Genomic DNA, 22030 nt, shown 5'->3' on the forward strand with positions numbered 1-22030 from the left:
CATCAACCGGCTCAAACGCCATCGCGGCCTGGCCACCCGATACGACAAGCTGGCCGTCCGCTACGAAGCCACCATCCACGTCACCGCCATCAACGAGTGGCTACACGCACTTCGAGACAGGACCTAGGCGCCTGCACAGGGTGGTCGGTCACATCGGGGGTGAGGTGGGGGTGGGCTCCGGCGGCAGGCCGGGCGCCAGCCGGCGCAGCGAGGTGAAGGTGGGCACCAGCGCGTCGTAGAGCTCGGCGAAGAGCGGCAGGAGCGTCGCGTAGGTGGCGGCGGCGGCCGGGTCGGGTCGGATGATCTCCTCGATCCGGACCAGGTCGGCCGCCACGTCGATGGACGGGATGAGCCCGAGCGCCTGCATGCCGAGCAGCGCCGCCCCGAAGCTCGACCCCTCGTGCTCGGCCGGGAAGGCCACCGACACGCCGAGCGCGTCGGCGAGGATCTGCCGCCACAGGCCGCTGCGGGCGAAGCCGCCGCTGGCCCGGACCTCGCGCACCTCGTTGCCGGCGGAGCGCACCGAGGCGAGCACCAGGGCGAGCTGCTGGCAGACCCCCTCGATCGCGGACCGGACGAGATGTTCCCGGCGGTGCCCGTGGGTCAGCCCCACGTACGCGCCGCGGGGCAGCGCGCTCCAGTGCGGCGCGCGCTCGCTGAGCAGGTACGGCAGCATGATGAGCCCGCCGGAGCCGACCGGCGCGCGGGCGGCGAGGGCGACCAGTTCGTCCGCGGCGTGCGTGCCCAGGTCCGGGGCGAGCGCGTCGCCGGCCCAGTCCAGCACGATGCCCCCGTTGTTGATCGCCCCGCCGACCACCCAGCGATCCTCGGTGAGCGCGTAGCAGAACACTCCGCCGAGCGGGTCGACGCCGGGGTGCTCCACCATGACCCGCATCGCGCCGCTGGTGCCGATCGAGCAGGCCACCATGCCCGGGTGCACCGCACCGAGCCCCAGGTTGGCCAGCGGCCCGTCGCCCGCGCCGACCACGACCGGGGTGCGCTCGGGCAGCCCGGTGGCGGACGCGGCCCAGGCGGTGAGCCGGGGCAGTACGGCGGTGGTGGAGACCAGCTGCGGCAGCTTCTGCGCGCTGATGCCGGCGATCGCCAGGGCCTCGGTGTCCCAGTCCAGCCGGTAGATGTCCATCAGGCCGGTGCCGGAGGCGATCGAGTGGTCGGTGACCAGCATCCCGCAGAAGCGCAGCAGCACCCAGTCCTTGATCCCCACCCAGTGGGCGACCTCGTCGAAGAGCGCCGGCTGTTGCTCGGCGAACCAGAGCAGCTTCGGCAGCGGGGCCATCGGGTGGATCGGGGTTCCGGTGCGCCGGTGCAGGGCGAGCCCGGAGGGGACGGCGCGCAGCCGCTCGGCCTGCCGGCTGGCGCGCGAGTCGGCCCAGGTGATCGACGGGGTGAGCAGGTCGCCGTCGCCGTCGAGCCCGATCAGGCTGTGCATCGCGCTGCTGAACGAGAGGCCGGCCACCGGGCGGTCCAGCTCGGCCAGTGTGGCGCGGATCGAGGTGACGACCGCGTCCAGGATGCGTTGCGGGTCCTGCTCGGCGTACCCCGGCTGCGGTTCGCCCAGCGGGTAGCCGGCCGAGTTGGTGGCAAGCTGCCGGCCGGTCGTGTCGTAGGCGACGGCCTTGGTGCTGGTGGTGCCGATGTCGACGCCGATCACCACCGGCGGTGAGCCGCCCGACCCGGCCATCGCCGTACCCCTCTCGTGCGCCGGCTGCGGCGCGTCCGGCTGTCGCTGACGTTACCGAGGCGCGGGCCGTCACGGAGGGCGATCACCGCTGGTCAGGGTGGGGGTCGGCCGCTTGCCGGTCGACCGGTGGGCAGCTCGGGGCTGTACGCCGGACCGACCGGCGGCCAGAATGAACGATCATCATCGATGTCCCTCGGACGGTGAGGTTCGGGGGCGCCACGGGGGAGGAACGATGAGACGTCCCGCAGTACGCCTCGGCGCGGCGGTCGCCGTTCTGGGGCTCGTCGTCACCGGGCTCGGTGCCGGGCCGGCCGCCGCGCACCAGCGCGACGGGGGCTACTCGGCCGAGATCCGCCGGGCCTCGTACGGGGTGCCGCACATCACGGCGGCGAACTTCGCGAGTCTCGGCTTCGGGGTCGGCTACGTGCAGGCCGAGGACAATCTCTGCGTCATCGCCGACACGGCGGTGACGGTCAACGGGGAGCGGTCCCGGTGGTTCGGGGCGAGTGGCCCCACCGACGCGAACGTCCGCAGTGACCTCTTCTACCGCAAGGTGGCGCAGGACCGGACGGTGGAGCGGATGCTCGAAGGGCGCCGCGACGGGGTGCACTCGCCCACGGACGAGATCCGCGACCTGGTCCGTGGCTTCGCCGCCGGCTACAACTCCTACCTGCGCAAGACCGGCGTGGCGAGGCTGACCGATCCGGCGTGCCGGGGCCGGGGATGGGTGCGCCCCCTCACCGAACTGGACGTGTGGCGCACCACCTGGGCGAGCATGGTCCGGGCCGGCTCGGCGGCGATGCTGGACGGGATCGTCGCGGCGGCGCCGCCGGGGGCCACCGGACCGGCGGCCGTGCAGGACGCGCCGGGTGCGGCGGCCGTGGTCGCCGCCGCCGAAGGCAGCACCGGCGGGATCGGCAGCAACGCTTACGGGCTGGGTGAGACGGCCACCGCCAACCGGGGTGGGATGGTGCTCGCCAATCCGCACTTCCCGTGGGACGGCGCGGACCGTTTCTACCGGATGCATCTGAAGGTGCCCGGCCGGTACGACGTCGAGGGCGCATCGCTGATCGGCGACCCGATCGTCGAGATCGGACACAACGGCAAGGTCGCCTGGAGTCACACCGTCTCCACGGCCCGCCGCTACGTCTGGCACCAGCTCGCGCTCGTGCCCGGCAACCCCACCTCGTACTACCTCGACGGCAAGCCGCGGAAGATGACCACCCGCACCGTCACCGTCCAGGTGCCGGGCCCGGACGGCCGGCCCGTGCCGGTCAGCCGGGTCTTCCACGACACCCACTACGGGCCGGTCGTGGTGGTGCCGGGCAGCTTCGACTGGACGACCAGCACCGCGTACGCCATCACCGACATCAACGCCGGCAACAACCGGGCCTTCGACGGCTGGCTCCAGATGGGCCGCGCCTCGACCGTGCGGGAGATGACCCGGGTGCTCGACCGCTACCAGTTCCTGCCGTGGGTGAACGTGATCGCCGCCGATGCCCGCGGCGAGGCGCTCTACGCCGATCACTCGGTGATCCCTCGGGTCACCGACGCGCTCGCCGCCGCCTGCATCCCGGCCGCGTTCCGGGCGATGTACGCGAACAGCGGCCAGGCGGTGCTCGACGGTTCGCGGTCGGCGTGCGCGCTCGGCTCCGACCGGGACGCCGCCGTGCCCGGCATCTTCGGGCCGGCGAACCTGCCGGTGCGTTTCCGTACCGACTACGTGACCAACTCCAACGACAGCTACTGGTTGGCGAACCCGAAGGCGCCGCTCGAGGGCTACCCGCGGATCATCGGCGACGAGGGCACTCCGCGCAGCCTGCGCACCCGGCTCGGGCTGGACCAGGTGCAGCAGCGGCTGGCCGGCACCGACGGCCTGCCCGGTCGCGGCTTCACCGCCGACCGGCTCTGGCGCACGGTCTTCGGCAACCGGGTGTACGGCGGTGAGCTGCTCCGCGACGACCTGGTGCAGCTCTGCACCGCCCGGCCCTCCGCCGCGGCCTCCGACGGCACGACGGTGGACCTGCGCGCCGCCTGCACGGCGCTGCGCCGCTGGGACCTGCACGCCGATCTGGGCAGCCGGGGCGTGCACCTCTTCACCGAGTTCGCCCTGGCCGGCGGTCTGCGCTTCGCCGACGCCTTCTCGGCCGCCGATCCGGTGAACACGCCGAGGCGGCTGGCGAGCACCGATCCGCGGGTGCTCACCGCGCTCGCCGACGCCGTGCGACGTCTAAACGGCATCGCGCTCGACGCACGGCTCGGCGACGTCCAGACCGAACCGCGCGGCGAGCGGCGGATCCCGATCCACGGCGGACGCGCCGAGGCCGGCATCTTCAACATGATCGTCAACAACCGGGTACCGGGGGTCGGCTACCCGAAGGTGGTGCACGGCTCGTCCTTCGTGATGGCCGTCGAGCTGGGCCGCAACGGCCCGTCCGGGCGGCAGATCCTCACCTACTCGCAGTCGACCAACCCGAACTCGCCCTGGTACGCCGATCAGACCGAGCTCTACTCGGGCAAGGGGTGGGACACCGTGAAGTTCACCGAGGCGCAGATCAAGGCTGATCCGAACCTGCGCTCCTACCGGGTGGGGGAGGGCCGCCGGCACTGACCCGTTGACGCGCCGCGCCCGCCGGACCAGCTCGGACCGGCGGGCGCGGCGCGTCCTGCGGCCCGGCGTCGCGCGACACGCCCGAACAGAAGCAATTTGTGCTGCAAAACCGACCTATCGTCCAAATTGACCCACCGTTCGGGTATTTGCTCCATGTTGGCGGGGCCGGGCCGAAGGTCGGTGCAGTTGACACAAGTGACACCCCGATTGGTGGCCTGCGCGGCGAAGGAGTCGGCATGGCAAGGACTGATTCGACGGGTTCCACTTGGCGGTACCGCTGGGCGCATCGGCAGAACGAGCGCCGGCACCAGACGTACCGCGGCGCCGAAGCCACCTGGCGGCGGCGCAACGACGAGCTGTGCCGCCTGCGCGCGCTCGCCGCCGACTTCCAGGGCTCCGCGGCCGCCGGCATCGGCCTGCCGCTCGAACTCGCCTCCGACGAGGTGGTCCTCTGGGTGTGGCCGGCCGTGCAGCTGGTCGAGGTGCGACACAGCGGTGTGCTGCCCGCGCCAGACCTCGCCGTCGGTGTCGAGGCGACGCCGCTTCGCCCGCGCCGCCCCGACGGGATACGGGTCGCCGACGCCGGGATGGCCGTCGTCACCAGCCGCCGCCTGGTGCTGCTCGGTGGGCGGGGCCGGCGCGACTGGGCGTACGGGAAGATGACCGGACTCGCCCACGACCCGGCGGCGCCCGTCACGCTGATCCAGACGCTCGACCGTCGCCGCACCAGCGGAGTGCTGCTGCCCGTCGCGGCCGCGGCCGACTTCCGGTTCAAGCTGACCCTGGCGTTCGCCGACGCGATCGAGCAGCGCGACGCGGTGCGGGCGCAGCTCGACGAGCTGATCGACGAGCACGCGCAGCTCAAGCCGTTCCGACCGGCCGTCGCCACCCCGGCGCAGGCGCGACTCTCCGGGCTGGTGCCCGGTGGCCGGCGTACCGTCGCGGTCGCCGCTGCCGTCGCCCTGCTGGTGCCCGCCGCGCTCATCGAGTCGGGCCCGTCCGACCCGGGCGCGGAGGTGGCGATCGCCGCCACTCCCGACCCCACTCCGCGGGCCACACCCCCGGCCGCTCCCATGCTGGCCAGGGCCGAGCCGGCCACCTCGACCTCGGCGACGCCGAAACCGAAACCGAAGCCGGAGCGCACCAGCGCCTCCCCGTCGCCGCAAGGCGAGCGGCTCTGCGGCGCCCCACGCAACCCGATGGGGTACGACTTCTGCGGCGGCGACCGGATCCGCGAGCCGGACGCCGAAGTCTGCGACCACTTCGACTGCGCCCAGGAGTTCTGGGCCGGACGGGGTTACCTGGTGCAGTGCCGCGACGGCGCGGTGAGCCTGACCGGTGGCTCCCGCAACGCCTGCGCCGAGCACCGTGGCGTACGCCGCACGGTCTGGACCTGACCCGCACCTTCCGGATCGGTAGCGGGCTTGGTTCAATCTCGGCCGTGCCCCGTCCCGCGACCCGGCCGCTCTGGGCTGTGTCGAAGTCGTCACCGGTGAACGTGGCAGCCGGCACGGTCGTGATGAGATGTTGTCGGCACCGGAACAGCGGGGAGCGAGATGTTTTCTGGTCGTGCGTGGCGCGTGGTGCGGTTCGGCGCGCCGGAAGAGGCGATCGAACTTCAGGAACTCACCTGGCCCGAACCGTCCCCGGGACAGGTGCTCATCCGGGTGCGAGCCGCGGGTGCCGGGTTTCCCGACGCGATGATGACGGCAGGAAAGTTCCCGCTGCTCGGCGATCCTCCGTTCGGGCTCGGCGAGGAGGCGTGCGGCAAGGTCGTCGCCGTACCGGCGGGCTCTCGGTTCACGGTGGGTGACCAGGTGGCGGGTATCACCGAATTCCTCAAGGGCTGGGGAGGGTACGCCGACTACGCCTACCTGAGAGAGACATCGACCGTCCGGATCCCTGCGGGAATGACGGACGAGCAGGCCGGCGGGTTCCCGATCGGATTTCGAACGGCGTACGCGGGTCTGGTCGAGCGCGCCCCGGTCGAGGCGGGGCAGACACTGCTGATCCTGGGCGCGGCCGGCAGCAGTGGTGCCACCGCCATTCAGCTGGGCAAGGCACTGGGCGCGACCGTGATCGCGGTGGCCGGCAGCGCCGAGAAGCTGGAGTTCTGCGCCCGGTACGGCGCGGACCACGGGGTGAACTACCGCACGCAGGACCTCACCGCTCGAATCGCCGAGATCACGAACGGACGAGGTGTGGACATCATCTACGACCCGGTGGGCGGCGAGACCGCGGCCGAGGCCATGCGGAGTCTCGTCCGCAACGGCCGTATCGCCGTCGTCGGCCTGGCCAGCGGCACCCCCGTGGCGCTGAATCCGATGGAGCTGATGCTGCGTAACCAGACCGTTGTCGGCGTGCTCTCCATGCCTCAGGAGGATCCGCAGGCGGAGGCCGCCGTCTGGCAGCGCCTCGCCGACCTGGCCGAGCGCGGCGTCATCACCACACCGGTGGGCGCGGTTTACGACTTCGACGAGGTGCCGCGGATGGTCGCGAACCAGACCGCCCCGGGGGCGGGCAAGTCCGTGGTCCGGGTCGCGGCGGCCTAGGCGAAAACAGCCTGATATCTCTGCGGCATGAATATGCCTCAGAGGTATCAGGCTCTCGGCCGTTGTCGCCGCAGCTCGATCGGGTAGCGGGCCGCCGGAGAGGTCGCCCGGCGTCGACGTCCTTGGGCTAGTCGCGATCGGGCAGACCGTGCGGCTCGGGGTGCGGGCGCAGCGGCAGCAGGCCGGCGAAGATGAGCGCCGCGCCGACCGGCAGCAGGTCGAGGTTGGCCCCGAGCGCCAGGAAGCCGACCAGGACCAGCGGCGGGGCCCAGCGCGGCAGCCGGCGGGGTCGGACGGTGGCGGCCCGGACGAGCAGCGTCAGCAGGCCGAGTTGGAAGAGCAGCGGCCCGGCGAGGTAGAGGGGGTCGGGCAGGGGCGCCGTCTGAGCGAACCCGGCGAAGAGGTCGCCGAGGATCACCCAGAGGAAGCTCGCGGCGCCGACGAGCGTCGCCGCGGTGGCGATGTCGGTGAGCGTGTGCAGGCGCGGTGTGGCGGCGAGCAGCAGGCGCCGCAGCTCCACGGCCAGGACGGCGAAGGCGACGATCGAGATGAGGAAGCTGGTGTGGCCGAAGTTCCAGGCCGGACCGGGACCGCGGTCGCCGTCCAGGCCGTCGGCGAGACGGCTGACCCCGTAGAGCAGGAGCAGGAGCGGTGCGGTGACGGCGGCCAGCCGCGTCCAGGAGACCGGCCGTACGGTGACCCGGGTATTGGCGACAGTCATTCCTCCAGCGTGGCCGAGAGGTGCGCGACCGGCATCGGGGTCTCCCCGTATCCGCCCCGGAGTTCACCGCCCCCGAGCCCGCCCCGGGCGGTCCGGGTCGGCGCCGGACGACCGTCCCCGCTGATCATGCGCCCGTTTTAGCCACTAATAGCACTTCTGTCCTAGATGATGGGGCGTATGGAGATGCGCTCCGACGACGGTGCGCGGCTGAGGATCCGGCCGGTCGGCTACCAGCCGGGCGTCGAGCCGCCGGTCGATGCCGAACAGGCGGCGGGCTGGGACGACTGGCTCCTCATCGAGGCGGACGCCCGGACCGCGGACGGCCAGGCCTGGTCCCACTGCAACCCCTGTCTCACCGTCGCCGAGGCCGGAATCCTCGGCGACTGGCTGCACCTGCAGGCCGAGATGGGGGCCGCGCCCACCGCGCTGCTGCGGTTCACCGAGCCGAACCTCGCGTTCCGCACCCGGGTCATTCGCCGCCGCCGGATGGAGCTGACAGTGGAGTTCTCCGCCGCGTCGCTACCCCCGTGGATGCGCCGTCCGCTGCACGCGGTGTACCCGCTTACGCTGACCATCTCCGCCGATGCCCTCGCCCTGGCGGCCGAGCAGTGGGAGCGGGAGGTGGAGGCGTACCCGCAACGGGTCATCTCCTGACCGTCCGGGTCGTGACGGCCAAATCTCTCTTAAAGGAATAAAGGGAAGCATCGATCCCTCGTGCGTTTCCTGTCGCCTACGCGAGCGGTTGTACCGCGCGTGACCACCACATCACCCGGCACCCTTGTACCGGCGACCGCGCTGCCGACCTGGCGCGCCGCCTGGGCGGACCGCGAGAACGACCGCCGCCGGCGCGCCCACCACGCCGAACTCGAGACGTGGCGCCACCGCGTCGACGAGCTGACCCGGCAGCGGATCGAGGCGGCCACCTTCCTCGGCTGCACCGAGCCCCGCACCGGGCTGCCCGTGCAGCTCGACCCCTACGAACTCGTCTTCCGGATCATCCCCGCCGCGGAGCTGATCGAGGTGGTGGCCCGGCACGCCCCCGGGCTGCCGCAGCCCGCGCTCAGCGTCGGGCCGCACGACGCGTCGAGCCGTACGCTGCCGAAGGGCCTGCGGGTCGCGGACACCGGCGTCGCCGTCGTCACCAGCCGCCGGGTGGCGTTCGCCGGCCGCGAGGTCCGCCGCGAGTGGTGGTACGCGGACCTCGTCGCGCCCGCCCACCACCCGGACGCGCCGCTCACCCTCCTGCACCCGAGCCGACCCGGTCGGCTCACCGGGCTGCGGGTGCCGGCCGCCGTCGTGGCGAACACCCGCTTCTACCTCGCCCTGGCCCTCGCCTCCGCCGCCGGCCGCCGGGACGACGTCATCGCCGAACTCGACGCGCTTTTGGCCACCCAGCACCGCGAGCGTCCGATGCCACCGGTGCCGGTCGAGCCGTGGCAGGCCCCGCTGACCGCGCGGCGACCCGGCCGGCGCGTCGCCGCGGTCGCCGCCGTCGCCGCCGCGGCGTTCGCGACGGTGACCGCCGGCGCCTACGGGGCGGAGGAGAAGGTTCCGCTGTACCGGGCCGAGGCGGACGGCAGGAGCGCCGTCGAGCTGCCGATGGGGATCGGCGCGGTCATCCCGACCCTCACCCCGGCGCCCGGCGCGCCCGGCGGCGCGGTCGCGCCCACCGACGCCCCGGCACCCGGAGGCACCTCCGGCGGCGGGGCCGAGCCGGCGACCGGTCCGCGAGCGACAGCCGCCGGGTCGACCGGCCGTCCGGCGACCGGGGGCGACGGCGGCGGTTCCCGCCCCGGCACGGCGCCGGTGGCGCCCGCCGCCCCGACGTCGCCCGCCCCTGCGGCCCCGCCCAGCACCGCCCCGCCGTCCAGCGCCGCTCCGTCGCCGAGCAAGCCGCCGAGCAGCAGCCCGCCGCCGGCGACGCCCGCGCCCGATCCGACCACCGCGCCGGCCGACGACCATGAGCGCCTGCTCACCGTCTGCCTCGACCCGCTCAGGTTGCCGCTGCTGGACCCGCTGCTCTGCCCGCGCGACGACGACTGATCCGCGCTGCCGGCCGGTCCGGGCCGCGGGTCACCCGCTGGTGCCGAAGTCGGGGACGGTGAGGGTGCCGTCGGGGGCGAGCGGAAAGCCCGGATTCCAGGCGATCTCCCAGACGTGTCCGTCGGGGTCGGTGAAGCAGCCCGCGTAGCCGCCGTAGAACGTCTCGCGGGGCGGCCGCGTCACGGTGGCCCCGGCCGAGGCGGCCGCGGCGAGCGCGTCGTCGACCTCGGCGCGGGAGCGCATGTTCTGCGCCAGCGTGATCCCGCCGAAACCGTCATCGCCCGGATCGTCGACGCCGGCGTCGGCGGCCAGCTTGTCGCGACCCCAGAGCACCAGCGCCAACCCGCCGGCCTGGAGGAAGACCGTCTCCTCGACCTGCTGGCCGTGCCAGCCGAGCCGCTCGTAGAAGGTTCGGGCCCGTGGCAGGTCGGCGACGCCGAGGGTGACGAGACTTATCCGCTGCTCCATCGGTCACTCCGGGCTGTGGTCGCGGATCTGAATGGAGAGATGATCGATCATCGGCGTTCCTCCGGTCGGTCGTCGTCCCCACGCTAGGCCCTGCCCCTGACGGCGACCGGCGACACGCGACCGGCGCGGCGGGCTCGGCCGGGACGAACGGAACCGGAGCCCCGTGGGGTACGTCGGAGGGGTATGCGTCGAAGTCTCGTACCCGGATCCCTGCTGGTCGGCTCGGTGCTGGTGCTGGTGGCCGGCTGCGGGCCGACGGCCGACCGCGCCGTTGGCGGCCCCGCCCCCGTCGCGAAACCGACGAGCATGGAGCGGCTGCGGCAGCAGGCGCGGGAGGCGCTGGCCCGCTACGACGAGACGATCCAGCAGGCGGGCGGCGCGCCCGTCACGATGACACCTTCCCCGTGGAACCCGGGCGAGGCGCTGGGCGCGCACGTCGTGGAGTCGGCCGCGACCACCCGAGACGGGCGTCGACTAACGGTCACGTTCTACGGGGCCCCCGGGCCGGCGAGCGAGCCGTGCGGGGCGGACTACACCGCCGAGACGGTCGAGTCGCCCACCGCGGTGACCGTGATCGTCACCGAACGCGCCCGTGGTGGAGCGGGGATCTGCCCGGCGATAGCGGCGTGGCGGACGGAGACTGTGCGGCTCGACCGGCCGCTGGCGGAGCGGACCGTGCTCGACGTGCAACAGGGTGTGCCGGTCGAGGTGACGATCACCGGATAGTCGTGCCCGCCGGTCGACGGCGGGCACCCGTCGGGCGAGGCCCGGACCGGCCTCGGTCGGCGGCGTGCTGTCATGTAGTGCGTGGCAGAGTCAGCGGTGCGGCGCACCATCGACACGGTGTGGCGGATGGAGGCCGGGCGGATCGTCGCCGCCATCGCCGGAATCGTCCGCGACGTCGGGCAGGCCGAGGAGTTGGCCCAGGACGCGCTGGTCGCCGCCCTCGAACAGTGGCCGCGCGAGGGCGTACCGGCGAACCCCGGCGCGTGGCTGACGACCGTGGGCAAGCGACGGGCCGTCGACCTGGTGCGCCGCCGGCAGACCGGCGAGCGGGTGGTGGACGCGCTCGGCCGTGACCTCGACGAGCAGGTGACCGTCGACTTCGACGCGGCCGTCGAGGACCGGATCGAGGACGACCTGCTCCGGCTCGTCTTCGTGGCCTGCCATCCGGTGCTCTCGCCGATCGCGCGGGCCGCCCTGACGCTGCGGCTGGTCGGTGGTCTCACCACCGGCGAGATCGCCCGCGCCTTCCTCAGCACCGAATCCACCATCGGGCAGCGGATCACCCGCGCCAAGCAGACGCTCGCCGACGCCCGGGTGCCGTTCGAGGTTCCCGGCCCGGACGAGCGGGCCGAGCGCCTCGGCTCGGTGCTGGAGGTCGTGTACCTGGTCTTCAACGAGGGGTACGCGGCCACCGCCGGCGACGACTGGATGCGTCCGGCGCTGTGCCAGGAGGCGCTGCGGCTGGCCCGGCAACTGCAGGGCCTGATGCCCGGCGAGCCGGAGGTGCACGGCCTCGCCGCGCTGCTGGAGATCCAGGCGTCCCGGTTGCGCGCCCGCACCAGCCCCGACGGCGAGCCGATCCTCCTCAACGACCAGGACCGCAGCCGCTGGGATCGGGTGCTGATCCGACGCGGGCTCGCCGCCCTCGACCGGGCCCGCACCGACCAGCCCGGCCCGTACGCCCTCCAGGCCGAGATCGCCGCCTGCCATGCGCGGGCGTACACCCCGGAGGAGACCGACTGGGAGCGGATCGCCGCGCTCTACGCGGAGCTGGCCCGGCTCGTGCCCTCGCCCGTCGTGGAGCTGAACCGGGCCGTGGCGATCGCCCAGGCCCACGGTCCCACCGCCGGTCTGGAGGCGGCCCGGGCGCTGGCCGACGAGCCGGCGCTGGCGCAGTATCACCTGCTGCCCAGCGTGCTCGGTGACCTGCTCGCGCAGCTCGGACGGTACGACGAGGCGCGGCGCGAGTTCGAGCGCGCCGCCGCGCTGGCCGGCAACGCACGGGAGCGGAACCTGCTGCTCGGGCGGGCCGCCGCCAGCGCCGAGTCACACGCGGCCACCCCCTCGACCGAGGTGTGACCGCCGTCACAGACATTCCGGGGATCTGATGTCGGATCCCGGCCGGCGCGATCGACGCGTCAGTGAGAGCCACCAAGACCCGCTTTTGAGAGGACCTTCTTCAGATGCGTTACATGCTGATGCACAAGCTCGACGAGGACCAGCCCGGCACCTTCGACCCCAGCCCGGAGTTCATCGAGCGGATGGGCGCCTTCGTCGGTGAGGCCGCGCAGGCCGGTGTGCTGCTGGCGGGCGAGGGGCTGCTGAAGAGCAGCAAGGAGTCCGGCCGCATCACCGTCGAGAAGGGCAAGACGACCGTCATCGACGGCCCGTTCACCGAGACCAAGGAGCTCATCGCCGGCTTCGCGCTGATGGAGGTGCGGGACAAGGACGAGGCGATGGAGTGGGCGAGGCGCTTCGTCGACCTCTTCATCGCCGACGGCGTGGACGTCGAGGTCGACGTCCGTCGCGTCAACGAGGGCCCGGTCGACTGATCGGCGGATCGTCGCCCGGTGCTGAGCCGGGCGCTGGTCGGGGCGCGGACCGGATGGGTCCGCGCCCCGAACCAGGCGTTTCTGGGAGTGGCGGTGCGTGATGTGGTGACGGACCGTCAGCTCAAGCTGCCGATGGCCTTGGCGTAGTAGAGGGACTCCTCCTGATGGAAGGCGATCTGCCGAATCGACCAGGCGTCGGCTTGCCGCTGGTCGAGCTCGGCGTCCGAGAGCCGTCGAAGCCTGACCTCGAAGATCTGCGCGAGCCGGGTCAGCCGGCTGCGTGCCTCGTCAAGATCCTCGGGAGTGAACGGCGCCAGGTCGGCGGGTGTGGTGATCGCGGAAGCGTGCCAGTGATCCGGGATCGTCGGTACGCCGGCGATTCGCGCTTCGATCTCGGCCAGGTGGTCGATGAGATGGTCGGTGACCCGCCGGATCGCCTTGTGCGGGGTGTAGACCCGGTCGTCCACCGGCCGCGGCTGCCCGTCCCAGTGCGTCCAGGTCTGGGCCATCTCAAGGACCTGTTGAACCATGCCGGTCACCACGTCAGCGGGGTTGCGGGCGTCGGTCAAGGGAGTGTCGGACATCGAAAGCTCCATCGTCGAGGGGTGAGCGCTGGGATGGTATCGGCGCCCACGGACACTTCCCGGGCTGGCGGTAAGCCGGTACGCCCCGAAGGTATATACGCGAGGTATACGCTCAGGGTATGGTGAGCGCATGAGCGTTCCCATGACCCTCCTCGGCCTGCTCGACCGCGAGCCCAGCCACGGCTACGAGTTGAAGCGCGACTACGACACCTTCTTCAGCCGCGGCAAGCCCCTGCCGTTCGGCCAGGTGTATGCCACTCTCAGCCGCCTCGTCCGGGACGGGAAGATCGTGGTCGGCGAGGTCGAACCGGGCGTCGGCCCCGAACGCAAGCGCTACGTCATCACCGAGCGCGGCGCGACCGACGTCGAGTCCTGGCTCACCGAGCCGGTCGATGCCGAACCCAACCTGCAGACCGTGCTCTTCACCAAGGTCGTCCTGGCGCTCATGCTCGGCCGCCCCGCCGAGGAGTACCTCGACGTCCAACGCGCCACCCACCTGCGCCGGATGACGGAACTCACCGAGATCAAGCGCGGCGGCGACCTCGTCGACACCATGCTCGCCGACCACGGCCTGTTCCACCTCGAGGCCGACCTGCACTGGATCGACACCACTGTCGCCCGGCTGGACGCCCTGCGGGAAACGGTGGCGGGGCGATGAAGCCGATCGAGGCGCGCGACGTCGTCCTCTCCTTCGGGGAGACCCCGGCGCTGCGGGGCGCCAGCGTCTCGGTGGCCCCGGGCGAGATCGTCGCCATCATGGGCCCGAGCGGCTCCGGGAAGTCGACCCTGCTGCACTGCCTGGCCGGGATCCTGGCGCCGGACGCCGGTGAGATCCACTTCGACGGCCGCCGGATCGACAACCTCAGCGAGAACGAGCGCAGCGTCCTGCGTCGGCAGCAGTTCGGGTTCGTGTTCCAGTTCGGTCAACTCGTGCCGGAGCTGACCGCCGAGGAGAACGTGGCCCTGCCGCTGCTGCTCAACGGCGTGAAGCGGGCCGCCGCGCTCGAGCAGGCCCGACCCTGGTTCGCCCGGCTCGGTCTGGCCGGGCTGGAGCGGCGCCGCTCGGGTGAGCTCTCCGGCGGGCAGGCCCAACGCGTCGCGCTCGCCCGTGGCCTGGTCGCCCGGCCGGGGGCGCTCTTCGCCGACGAGCCGACCGGGGCGCTCGACTCGCTCACCGGCGAGCAGGTCATGGACCTCCTCGTCGCCTCGGCCCGGGAGCAGGGCACCACCGTCGTCCTCGTGACCCACGACGCCCGGGTCGCCGCGTACGCCGACCGGCAGGTCATCGTCCGCGACGGCAAGGTGAACGCGCTGGTGCGCTCGTGATCCGGTTCGCGATACGACTGTCGCTCTCCGGCGGCCGGGAGGCCGCCGCCCGGCTCGTCGTCATCGCCACCGCGGTCGCGCTCGGCGTCGGCATGCTCCTCACGACCCTCGCCGGCATGAACGCGGTAGGCGCACAGAACCAGCGCTACGCCTGGCTCAACACCGCCGTCGCGTCCCCCTCCTCCGATCCGTCGGTCGATCCGGTGTGGTGGCTGATCCGGGAGGACTACCACCACGGCGACTCCATCGGCCGGGTCGACCTGGCCGCGACGGGCCCGGACGCGCCCGTCCCACCGGGCCTGCCGCGCCTACCCGGGCCGGGCGAGTACTACGTCTCACCCGCCCTCGACGAGCTGTTGCGGGCCACCCCCGCCGCGGAGCTCGCGGACCGCTTCCCCGGCCACGGCATCGGCACGATCGGCCAGGCGGCGCTACCCTCCCCGGACTCGCTGCTGGTCGTCGTCGGCCGCACCCCGGCCGAGCTGGAGCAACTCGGCGGCCAGCAGGTCACCCAGATCATGGCCACCGCACCGAGCAACTGCCCCAACGGCTGCTACCTCGGCTACAACCGCGATGCCATGACGCTCGTACTCTCCGTCGTCGCCGCCGCGCTGCTCTTCCCGGTGCTCATCTTCATCGGCACCGCCACCCGGCTGGCCGCGACCCGCCGCGAGCAGCGCTTCGCCGCGATGCGGCTGGTCGGCGCCACGCCACGGCAGATCTCCGTCATCTCGGCCGTGGAGTCCACCATCGCGGCCGCCGTGGGCACGGCCGTCGGGTTCGGCCTGTTCCTCGCCCTTCGGCCGGCCGTCGCGACGATCCCATTCACCGGCGATCGGTTCTTCGCCGCCGACCTGTCCCTCACCGCCGTCGACGTGCTGCTGGTCGCGCTCGGCATCCCACTCGGCGCGGTCGTGGCGTCCTGGCTGGCGCTGCGTCGGGTGCAGATCTCGCCGCTGGGCGTGAGCCGTCGCGTCACGCCGAAGCCGCCCCGCGCCTGGCGGCTCATCCCGCTGGTCGTCGGGCTCGCCGAGCTGGCGTACTTCATCGGTCGTCGCCCCGCCTCCACCAACGGCCAGCTCACCGCGTACCTCTCCGGGTTCCTGCTGATCCTGGTCGGCCTGGTGCTCGCCGGGCCGTGGCTGACCATGATGGGCGCCCGGGTGATGGCCGGGCGGGCGAGCCGGCCCGCAACGCTCATCGCGGGGCGGCGGCTCGCGGACAACCCGAAGGCCGGCTTCCGTTCGGTCAGCGGGCTGATCGTGGCGCTCTTCGTGACCAGCGTGGCAACCGGCACCATCACCACGTACGTCGCCAACCGCACCGCACCGAGCACCACCGAGGTGGCCGCCACGTCACTGTCGAAGGTGTTCTGGCCCGAGGACGGACCGGCGCCGACCGCCGACCAGGTCCCGGCCGGGCTCGCCACGATCTCCGGCGTGCGCAGTGTGACGGTGGTGCGGTACAACCCGGACCCGGACTGGTGGCAGGGGTTGGTCACCTGCGCCGAACTCGACCATCTGGCGGTGTTCGGCAGGTGCCCGGCCGGTGCCCAGGTCGCCGAGGTGCCCGTCGACCTGATCGGGCTCAGCGCCGATGACCTCGCCGACGGCGGCTACGTCTGGGACGCCGCCGACATCGCGCCGGGCGAGGTCGACCGGCAGCCGATCCTGTCGGTGGTCGTCAACACCACCAGCCCATCGGCGTTCGAGCAGGCCCGCACGATCCTGGGCAACGCGTTCCCGCTGAGGGGCTTCCCGGCCAGCGGCGCCGAATGGGAGGCGAATGGGGCCCGGCAACTGGTGCAGTTCCAGCAGCTGGCCAATGTGGTGATGCTCGCCAGCCTGCCGATCGCCGGGTGCAGCCTGGCGGTGAGCGTCGCCGGTGGGTTGAGCGACCGGAGACGGCCGTTCAGCATGCTGCGCCTCACCGGCGTACGGCTGCGCACCCTGCGCCGGGTGGTGGCGCTGGAGACTGTCGTGCCGCTGCTCGTCGTCTCCGTGGTGGCGATCGGGATGGGCTTCCTGGCCGCGCACCTGTTCCTGCGGGCGCAGCTGGACTACCCGCTGCTCGCGCCGAAGCCGACGTTCTGGCTGCTGGTGGCCGGCGGGCTGGTGGTGTCGCTGGGCATCGTCGCGTCGACGCTGCCGCTGCTGGGCCGCATCACCGGCCCGGAGACCGCCCGCAACGAGTAAGCCCGAACGGGGGGGAGGGGCTCGGCGGATTCGCTGAGCCCCTCCGGCCGTCGCGGCTATGACGTACGGCCCGGCAGTCTTCGTGGTTCGGCAATCTCCGCGTCAACCCTCGCTCAGCTCTCCCGACCTCGCTCGTCACCTACGGCCGGAACCATCACTGCGGTTTTGGCCGATCTCCGAGCGAATGAGGGTCCGTGGTGTCTGCCCTGGACGGTGCCGCGCGCCGTACCCGGCGATGGTCCTGGGTGGTCCTGCCCCTCGCACTGGCCGGGGTGCTCGTCCCCGACCCGGCCTCCGCGCACCCGTTCGGCGCTCCACAAAGGATCGACGTCGCCGGTGACGGCGACCACGGCGTACGGGTCCACTGGATCGTCGGCGGAACCGACGACCTCACCATGCTCGGCATCGCCCTCGGCGTGCTCGGCGAGGACCGGGTGCTGCTCGACGGCGCCGTCACCTACGAACCCGCCGACGCCCGAGCGCTCGGCGAGGCCCCCGAGTTCGCCACGTACCTGACCGACCGCATCGCGGTGACCCAGGATGGGCAACCCTGCACCGGCGCGGTCGACGTCGCCGACGACCTCGCGGCCGACGGGGCCGAGGTGCTCTTCACCTGCCCCGCGCCGGTGAGCACGGTGACCGTGACGTCCCGGATGCTCACCGACCTGCACGAGGCGTACCGGACCTTCGCCAGCGGCCCCGACGGGCAGAAGGCGGTCTACGACGGCGCCCACGAGTCGGCGGACTGGCGCCTGCCCGCGGGCAGCGCCACCGGCCCCCGCGCCCCGTCGACCCGGACCACCCCCGCCACGGCCACGGACCGCAGCGCCCGACAGCTCCTGCTCATCGGGGCCGTCCTGCTCGCCGCGGCCGCCGCCGTCACCGGCGCCTTCTGGTACCGCCGCCGGCGCCTGCGCCGCGCCGCCCGCGACCGCACCTCAGCCACCACCAGTGCCGACCCGGCACAACGAGAAAACCCCCAACCGAAGGAGATGTCGTGACCACACGACTGGATCCGATAGCCCGGGGGTGGCGCCGCTTCGGCGTGACCGCCCTCGGGCTCGTACTCGCGGGCAGCACCCTCATGCTGCCCGCCCGGGACGCGCTGACCGCACCCGTCAGCGTGGCGACCAACGCCGTCACGGTGCCCGCCGCCGACGTGCTCGACGTCGCCTTCACCGGCGGCGCCGCCACCGACCGGGCGCAGGGCCTCGCCGCCACCACCTGGGGCGCGCCCAGCTACACCACCGACGCGACAGTCGGTCACGACACCCTGAAGGTGGACGGCGTCGACGACGCGGTCTCCTTCGACCTCACCGACCAGTGGGGCAAGTTCTCCACCGGCTTCGCCATCGAGTGCGTCTTCCGGGTCGACACCACGATGCCGGTGAGCGGCGAGAAGGACCTCTGCTCCGACAAGGAGGGCGGCGGCTTCTCGATCTACGTCAACGCCGGCAACCTCGGCACCATGGCGCACATCGGTGGCGGCTACAAGTCGGTGCTGACCCCGATCACCGGTAACCGCTGGTACCACAGCGTCTCCGTCTGGGACGGGCAGACGCTGCGCCTCTACCTCAACGGCCAGCTCGCCGGCTCCACCGCCGCCACCGGCGCCCTCACCCTGCCGGCCGCGACCGCCCGCCGGTTCGTCATCGGCGCCGACGCCGCCCCCACCGGCATCGGCCAGGTCGCCCCGCCGTCCTCCTTCGCCGGCAGCAAGGTCTGGAGCCAGGCGCTGGACGCCGCGCAGGCCGCCGAGCTGGCGTCGGCGTACGGCCTGAAGCCGCCGGTGCCGGTCGCCGACGTCCTCGACGTCGACTTCGCCGACGGCACCCCGAAGGACGACGCGCAGAACCTCGCCGTCACCACCGTCGGCGAGCCGGTCATCGCCCAGGACCCGGCGGTGAAGGTGCCCGTCGCGTCCTTCGACGGCGCCAACGACGCCTACGCCTACGCGATGGGCGACGCGCAGTGGTCGAAGATCCGCGACAAGGTCACCATCGAGTGCACCTTCAAGGACAACGGCACCCTGCCCAACTCCGGTGAGCACTCGGTCTGCTCGGAGAAGGAGACCGGCGGGTACTCGATCGTCGTGTACGGCGACAAGCTGACCTTCGCCGTCTACGCCAACGGCGCCTACCGCAACGCCCAGGTGCAGATTTCCTCCGGCCGCTGGTACCACGCCGTCGGCACCTGGGACGGCGCGACCGCCCGCCTGTACGTCGACGGCGCGCTGGCCGCCTCCGTCGCCGCGCCGGCCCCGCTCGGCCTGCCCGGCGGCGCCGCCCGTAACTCCTTCTACGTCGGCGCCGACTCGGTCAACCAGTTCTGGGCGCCCGTGACGGTGCGCAACGCCCGCATCTTCGCCCGGGTCCTCACCCTGGACGACGTGCAGGCCCTCAACGCCGCGGCGCTCGGCGACGTCCGGGACGCCGGCGTGGAGGTCACCTCGACCGTGCCCGCCGAGGGCGCCCACCTCAGCCGCCCGACCGAGCTGCAGGTCACCGTCAAGAACCAGGGCAACGCCACCGGCTGGAGCTACCTGCTCGACGGCGCGCCCGTCCAGGTCGGCCAGGAGATCGGCGCCGGCCTGAAGTCCGGCAACCACACCCTGACGATCTCGGCGACCGACGTCTTCGGCAAGGCCGTCACCAAGACCGTCCGGTTCACCTCCGACGCCATCCCCACCGGCGGCGGCACCGACGTCGGCCAGGGCAAGGGCCGGGTCACCCTCTCGGCGATCGCCAACAACCCCGACGGCGGGGAGGTGACCACCACCTTCAAGCAGGCCACCCCGAGCGTCCCGGCCGGCGGCTTCCAGGGCGTCGTCCCGGTCATGCCCGCCACGCTGGACTTCTCGTACACCGAGGGCGGCCAGATCGGCGCGGCCCCGCGCCCCGACGGCAACCTGGCGAAGAGCCCGTCAACCGGCAACATCCCGTTCCAGCGGTACGACGTGCAGGTGCCGGCCTCCGGCGCGGCGCGCCAGATCCTGTGGAGCGGCGTCGTCGACCCCGAGCGGGCCGTCACCCTCTTCGCGTGGAACCCGACGGCTCAGGCGTGGACCGAGCTGGCCACCGCGCGCGGCCAGGCCGAAGGCGACACCGCGCTGAAGGCCGCCGTCCGGCCCGAGCTGGTCGACAACGGCAATGTGCACGTCCTGGTGGTCGGTGAGGACCCGTTCGCCGACGACCTCGCCCCGCGCGACGGCTCCGCCAACGACCCGGCGAACCGGGACCACTTCGACGACCCGAAGTCGTACGACTTCTCGCTGGCCCACTTCACCGACACCCAGTACCTCGCCGAGGGTGCGGCCGGCGGCACGTACGACGACTTCGACGGCGTCGACGAGCCCACCGACAAGATGACCATGGAGGAGCGGGCGCTCTGGCAGAAGTCCTACCAGGACACCACGAAGTGGCTCGCCGACAACGCCGCCGGCAAGAAGATCGCGTACACCGCGCACACCGGTGACGTCATCGAGAACGACTACTCCGACCCGCTCGCCAAGGACTCCAGCGGCAACCTGCTCTACCCGGGCCTCGACGAGCAGGTCACCCGGGAGTTCCAGTTCACCTCCGAGGCGCAGCGGACCCTCGACGAGGCCGGCGTCGTCAACCAGGTGATCGCCGGTAACCACGACAACCAGGGCGGCAACGAGACCGGCCCGACGTCCCGCTTCAACAAGTACTACGGCCCCGAGCGGTACTACGAGGGCGCGAAGAAGTGGCCGGCCGGGTCGAAGGCGTCGTACCACGCGTGGGACGAGACCGCCGACGCCGCGGGTAACACGGTCACCCCGGGCAAGGACAACCAGAACAACTACGTCCTCTTCTCCTCCGGCGGGCTCGACTTCGTGGCCGTGGGCCTCTCCTACGGCGTCACCCAGGCCGAGGCCGACTGGGCCAGCTCGATCTTCCAGCGGTACAACGACCGCAACGGCATCCTGCTGACCCACGCCTACCTGGCACCGTCGACGACGCCGGACGGCCGTGGGGCGAACTTCTCCACCGACGGCTCCCGGGCCTTCTCGACCATCGTCCAGTCCAACCCGAACGTGTTCCTGGTCCTCGCCGGCCACGAGCACGGCGTCGGCACCAACCTGAAGACCGGCGTCGGCGTGACCGTGTCGCACGACGTGGTCGAGCTGCTCGCGGACTACCAGTTCTACAAGATGACCGCGGGCGAGCTGTGGCCGGAGAAGGTCGACGCCAACGGCAACCTCGACCTCAACGGCGACGGCACCGTCGACCACAAGTCGACCGACCTGCTCCAGTTCGGCGCCAGCTTCCTGCGGCTGCTGCAGATCGACGTCGACCGGGCCGAGATGAGCATCGACACCTACTCGCCGATGCTCAACAACTTCGGCGCCACCGAGTACGACGACCGCAAGCGCTACAACGGCGCCGAGGACAACATGGTGCTGCCGATCGACCTGTCCAGCCGGACCACCAGCTTCGGCACGGACAGCCTGGTCGTCGTCACCCCGACCGACACCGTCATCGGTTCGGCCACCGCCAAGTCGGGCTGGCCCGCCAGCGTCGAGTGGAAGGGCCTCACCGAGGGCGAGCTCTACGCCTGGACCAGCACCAGCCACACCGGCGACGGTGACCAGGTCGGCTCCGCCGACCAGTTCGGCGGCGTCTTCCTCGCCACCGCGGCCGGCACCGACGTCACCGCGCCGGTGCTGGCCGTCCCCGCCTCGACCACGATCGAGCAGGACACGACCTTCGACCCGCTCGCCGGAGTCAAGGCCGTGGACAACACCGACGGCGACGTCACCGACCGGATCCAGGTCGTCGGCACCGTCGACACCATGACCCCGGGCAGCTACCCGCTGACCTACCTGGTCTCCGACACCAACGGCAACCAGGCGGTCGCCAACCGCGTGGTCACCGTGACGAAGGCCCCGGTCGACACCCGGATCAAGACGACGGTACGCGCCGACGACGTGACAGCCACCTGGCGCAAGAACGTCAAGCTGACCGCCACCGTCAAGCCCAACTCGGCGACCGGCCCCGTGCAGTTCCTCATCGGTGAGGACGTGCTCTGCGAGGCCAAGCTGAAGAAGGGCGTCGCGACATGTGAGGTCGACCGGCTGCCCCGGCCCGGCAAGCACACCGTCCGGGTGGTGTACGGCGGCGACAAGCAGCACGCCCCGTCGTACACCGAGTTCACCCTGAAGGTGGTCGAGCGCCGGTAACCGACCGAGCGTTCTAACCCCTGAGCGGGGCCGGTCCGGAAGGGCCGGCCCCGCGTCTCGTTGTCGG

18 protein-coding genes and 1 pseudogene are annotated in these 22030 nt (G+C 72.3%); 14 read left to right on the forward strand and 5 right to left on the reverse strand.

What is annotated here, in order from left to right:
* Positions 1-127, forward strand: a pseudogene (locus D7044_RS20050) (IS5 family transposase); the annotation flags it as partial.
* A gap of 21 nt (positions 128-148) precedes the next feature.
* Here D7044_RS20050 and D7044_RS20055 read toward each other — a convergent pair.
* On the reverse strand, positions 149-1702 hold the full coding sequence (locus D7044_RS20055) for a gluconokinase (protein WP_120689871.1): 1554 nt from the start codon (positions 1700-1702) through the stop codon (positions 149-151).
* 232 nt (positions 1703-1934) lie between these two features.
* On the opposite strand from D7044_RS20055, the gene D7044_RS20060 reads away from it, so the two are divergent.
* The 3 genes from D7044_RS20060 to D7044_RS20070 all read left to right on the forward strand — a co-directional run bounded on the left by D7044_RS20060 (position 1935) and on the right by D7044_RS20070 (position 6865).
* Entirely contained in the window at positions 1935-4313 is a 2379-nt protein-coding gene (locus tag D7044_RS20060; protein ID WP_120689872.1) for an acylase, read from the forward strand.
* 236 nt (positions 4314-4549) lie between these two features.
* Positions 4550-5710: a hypothetical protein gene (locus D7044_RS20065; protein ID WP_120689873.1), complete on the forward strand. Its 1161-nt coding sequence runs from the start codon at positions 4550-4552 to the stop codon at positions 5708-5710.
* Between the two features lie 159 nt (positions 5711-5869).
* Positions 5870-6865: an NADPH:quinone oxidoreductase family protein gene (locus D7044_RS20070; protein ID WP_120689874.1), complete on the forward strand. Its 996-nt coding sequence runs from the start codon at positions 5870-5872 to the stop codon at positions 6863-6865.
* A gap of 127 nt (positions 6866-6992) precedes the next feature.
* Here D7044_RS20070 and D7044_RS20075 read toward each other — a convergent pair whose 3' ends face one another.
* Positions 6993-7586 (reverse strand): hypothetical protein, encoded by a 594-nt coding sequence (locus D7044_RS20075; protein WP_120689875.1) that lies wholly within the window; start codon positions 7584-7586, stop codon positions 6993-6995.
* Positions 7583-7714, reverse strand: a complete 132-nt coding sequence (locus tag D7044_RS33300) for a hypothetical protein (RefSeq protein WP_267900746.1) — start codon at positions 7712-7714, stop codon at positions 7583-7585. Before D7044_RS33300 ends, D7044_RS20075 begins: the two co-directional genes overlap by 4 nt.
* Before the next feature lie 49 nt (positions 7715-7763).
* Here D7044_RS33300 and D7044_RS20080 point away from each other — a divergent pair, with 49 nt between their 5' ends.
* Together D7044_RS20080 and D7044_RS20085 are read left to right on the forward strand one after the other, a co-directional pair.
* Entirely contained in the window at positions 7764-8240 is a 477-nt protein-coding gene (locus D7044_RS20080) for a WapI family immunity protein (protein WP_120673186.1), read from the forward strand.
* 99 nt (positions 8241-8339) lie between these two features.
* Entirely contained in the window at positions 8340-9629 is a 1290-nt protein-coding gene (locus D7044_RS20085) for a hypothetical protein (protein WP_120689876.1), read from the forward strand.
* A 30-nt stretch (positions 9630-9659) separates the two neighbouring features.
* Here D7044_RS20085 and D7044_RS20090 read toward each other — a convergent pair whose 3' ends face one another.
* On the reverse strand, positions 9660-10097 hold the full coding sequence (locus tag D7044_RS20090) for a VOC family protein (RefSeq protein WP_120673184.1): 438 nt from the start codon (positions 10095-10097) through the stop codon (positions 9660-9662).
* Between the two features lie 183 nt (positions 10098-10280).
* Here D7044_RS20090 and D7044_RS20095 point away from each other — a divergent pair, with 183 nt between their 5' ends.
* The 3 genes from D7044_RS20095 (at position 10281) to D7044_RS20105 (ending at position 12655) form a co-directional block, all read left to right on the forward strand.
* Positions 10281-10823 carry a hypothetical protein gene (locus D7044_RS20095; RefSeq protein WP_120689877.1) on the forward strand — a complete coding sequence of 181 codons (543 nt, stop codon included), beginning with the start codon at positions 10281-10283 and terminating at the stop codon, positions 10821-10823.
* A gap of 126 nt (positions 10824-10949) precedes the next feature.
* On the forward strand, positions 10950-12182 hold the full coding sequence (locus tag D7044_RS20100) for an RNA polymerase sigma factor (protein ID WP_120690034.1): 1233 nt from the start codon (positions 10950-10952) through the stop codon (positions 12180-12182).
* Positions 12183-12286: 104 nt separating this feature from the next.
* Positions 12287-12655: a YciI family protein gene (locus D7044_RS20105; protein WP_120677771.1), complete on the forward strand. Its 369-nt coding sequence runs from the start codon at positions 12287-12289 to the stop codon at positions 12653-12655.
* Positions 12656-12771: 116 nt separating this feature from the next.
* Here D7044_RS20105 and D7044_RS20110 read toward each other — a convergent pair whose 3' ends face one another.
* Entirely contained in the window at positions 12772-13239 is a 468-nt protein-coding gene (locus D7044_RS20110; RefSeq protein ID WP_120689878.1) for a hypothetical protein, read from the reverse strand.
* A 130-nt stretch (positions 13240-13369) separates the two neighbouring features.
* On the opposite strand from D7044_RS20110, the gene D7044_RS20115 reads away from it, so the two are divergent.
* The 5 genes from D7044_RS20115 (at position 13370) to D7044_RS20135 (ending at position 21963) form a co-directional block, all read left to right on the forward strand.
* On the forward strand, positions 13370-13897 hold the full coding sequence (locus tag D7044_RS20115) for a PadR family transcriptional regulator (RefSeq protein ID WP_120689879.1): 528 nt from the start codon (positions 13370-13372) through the stop codon (positions 13895-13897).
* Positions 13894-14565 (forward strand): ABC transporter ATP-binding protein, encoded by a 672-nt coding sequence (locus D7044_RS20120; protein ID WP_120689880.1) that lies wholly within the window; start codon positions 13894-13896, stop codon positions 14563-14565. Before D7044_RS20115 ends, D7044_RS20120 begins: the two co-directional genes overlap by 4 nt.
* On the forward strand, positions 14562-16760 hold the full coding sequence (locus tag D7044_RS20125) for an FtsX-like permease family protein (RefSeq protein ID WP_120689881.1): 2199 nt from the start codon (positions 14562-14564) through the stop codon (positions 16758-16760). Before D7044_RS20120 ends, D7044_RS20125 begins: the two co-directional genes overlap by 4 nt.
* Positions 16761-16954: 194 nt before the next feature.
* Positions 16955-17761, forward strand: a complete 807-nt coding sequence (locus D7044_RS20130; protein ID WP_147434692.1) for a hypothetical protein — start codon at positions 16955-16957, stop codon at positions 17759-17761.
* Positions 17758-21963, forward strand: a complete 4206-nt coding sequence (locus tag D7044_RS20135) for a LamG-like jellyroll fold domain-containing protein (RefSeq protein WP_147434693.1) — start codon at positions 17758-17760, stop codon at positions 21961-21963. Before D7044_RS20130 ends, D7044_RS20135 begins: the two co-directional genes overlap by 4 nt.
* Positions 21964-22030 lie beyond the last annotated feature (67 nt).

The organism is Micromonospora musae, from assembly GCF_003626635.1.
Taxonomy (GTDB): Bacteria; Actinomycetota; Actinomycetes; order Mycobacteriales; family Micromonosporaceae; genus Micromonospora; species Micromonospora musae.

What these genes read in the sequence shown, in the direction of transcription:
- D7044_RS20055 (WP_120689871.1), bottom strand. Translation starts at nt 1,702, where the DNA reads ATGGCCGGGTCGGGCGGCTCACCGCCGGTGGTGATCGGCGTCGACATC.
- D7044_RS20060 (WP_120689872.1), top strand. Translation starts at nt 1,935, where the DNA reads ATGAGACGTCCCGCAGTACGCCTCGGCGCGGCGGTCGCCGTTCTGGGG.
- D7044_RS20065 (WP_120689873.1), top strand. Translation starts at nt 4,550, where the DNA reads ATGGCAAGGACTGATTCGACGGGTTCCACTTGGCGGTACCGCTGGGCG.
- D7044_RS20070 (WP_120689874.1), top strand. Translation starts at nt 5,870, where the DNA reads ATGTTTTCTGGTCGTGCGTGGCGCGTGGTGCGGTTCGGCGCGCCGGAA.
- D7044_RS20075 (WP_120689875.1), bottom strand. Translation starts at nt 7,586, where the DNA reads ATGACTGTCGCCAATACCCGGGTCACCGTACGGCCGGTCTCCTGGACG.
- D7044_RS33300 (WP_267900746.1), bottom strand. Translation starts at nt 7,714, where the DNA reads ATGATCAGCGGGGACGGTCGTCCGGCGCCGACCCGGACCGCCCGGGGC.
- D7044_RS20080 (WP_120673186.1), top strand. Translation starts at nt 7,764, where the DNA reads ATGGAGATGCGCTCCGACGACGGTGCGCGGCTGAGGATCCGGCCGGTC.
- D7044_RS20090 (WP_120673184.1), bottom strand. Translation starts at nt 10,097, where the DNA reads ATGGAGCAGCGGATAAGTCTCGTCACCCTCGGCGTCGCCGACCTGCCA.
- D7044_RS20095 (WP_120689877.1), top strand. Translation starts at nt 10,281, where the DNA reads ATGCGTCGAAGTCTCGTACCCGGATCCCTGCTGGTCGGCTCGGTGCTG.
- D7044_RS20100 (WP_120690034.1), top strand. Translation starts at nt 10,950, where the DNA reads ATGGAGGCCGGGCGGATCGTCGCCGCCATCGCCGGAATCGTCCGCGAC.
- D7044_RS20105 (WP_120677771.1), top strand. Translation starts at nt 12,287, where the DNA reads ATGCGTTACATGCTGATGCACAAGCTCGACGAGGACCAGCCCGGCACC.
- D7044_RS20110 (WP_120689878.1), bottom strand. Translation starts at nt 13,239, where the DNA reads ATGTCCGACACTCCCTTGACCGACGCCCGCAACCCCGCTGACGTGGTG.
- D7044_RS20115 (WP_120689879.1), top strand. Translation starts at nt 13,370, where the DNA reads ATGAGCGTTCCCATGACCCTCCTCGGCCTGCTCGACCGCGAGCCCAGC.
- D7044_RS20120 (WP_120689880.1), top strand. Translation starts at nt 13,894, where the DNA reads ATGAAGCCGATCGAGGCGCGCGACGTCGTCCTCTCCTTCGGGGAGACC.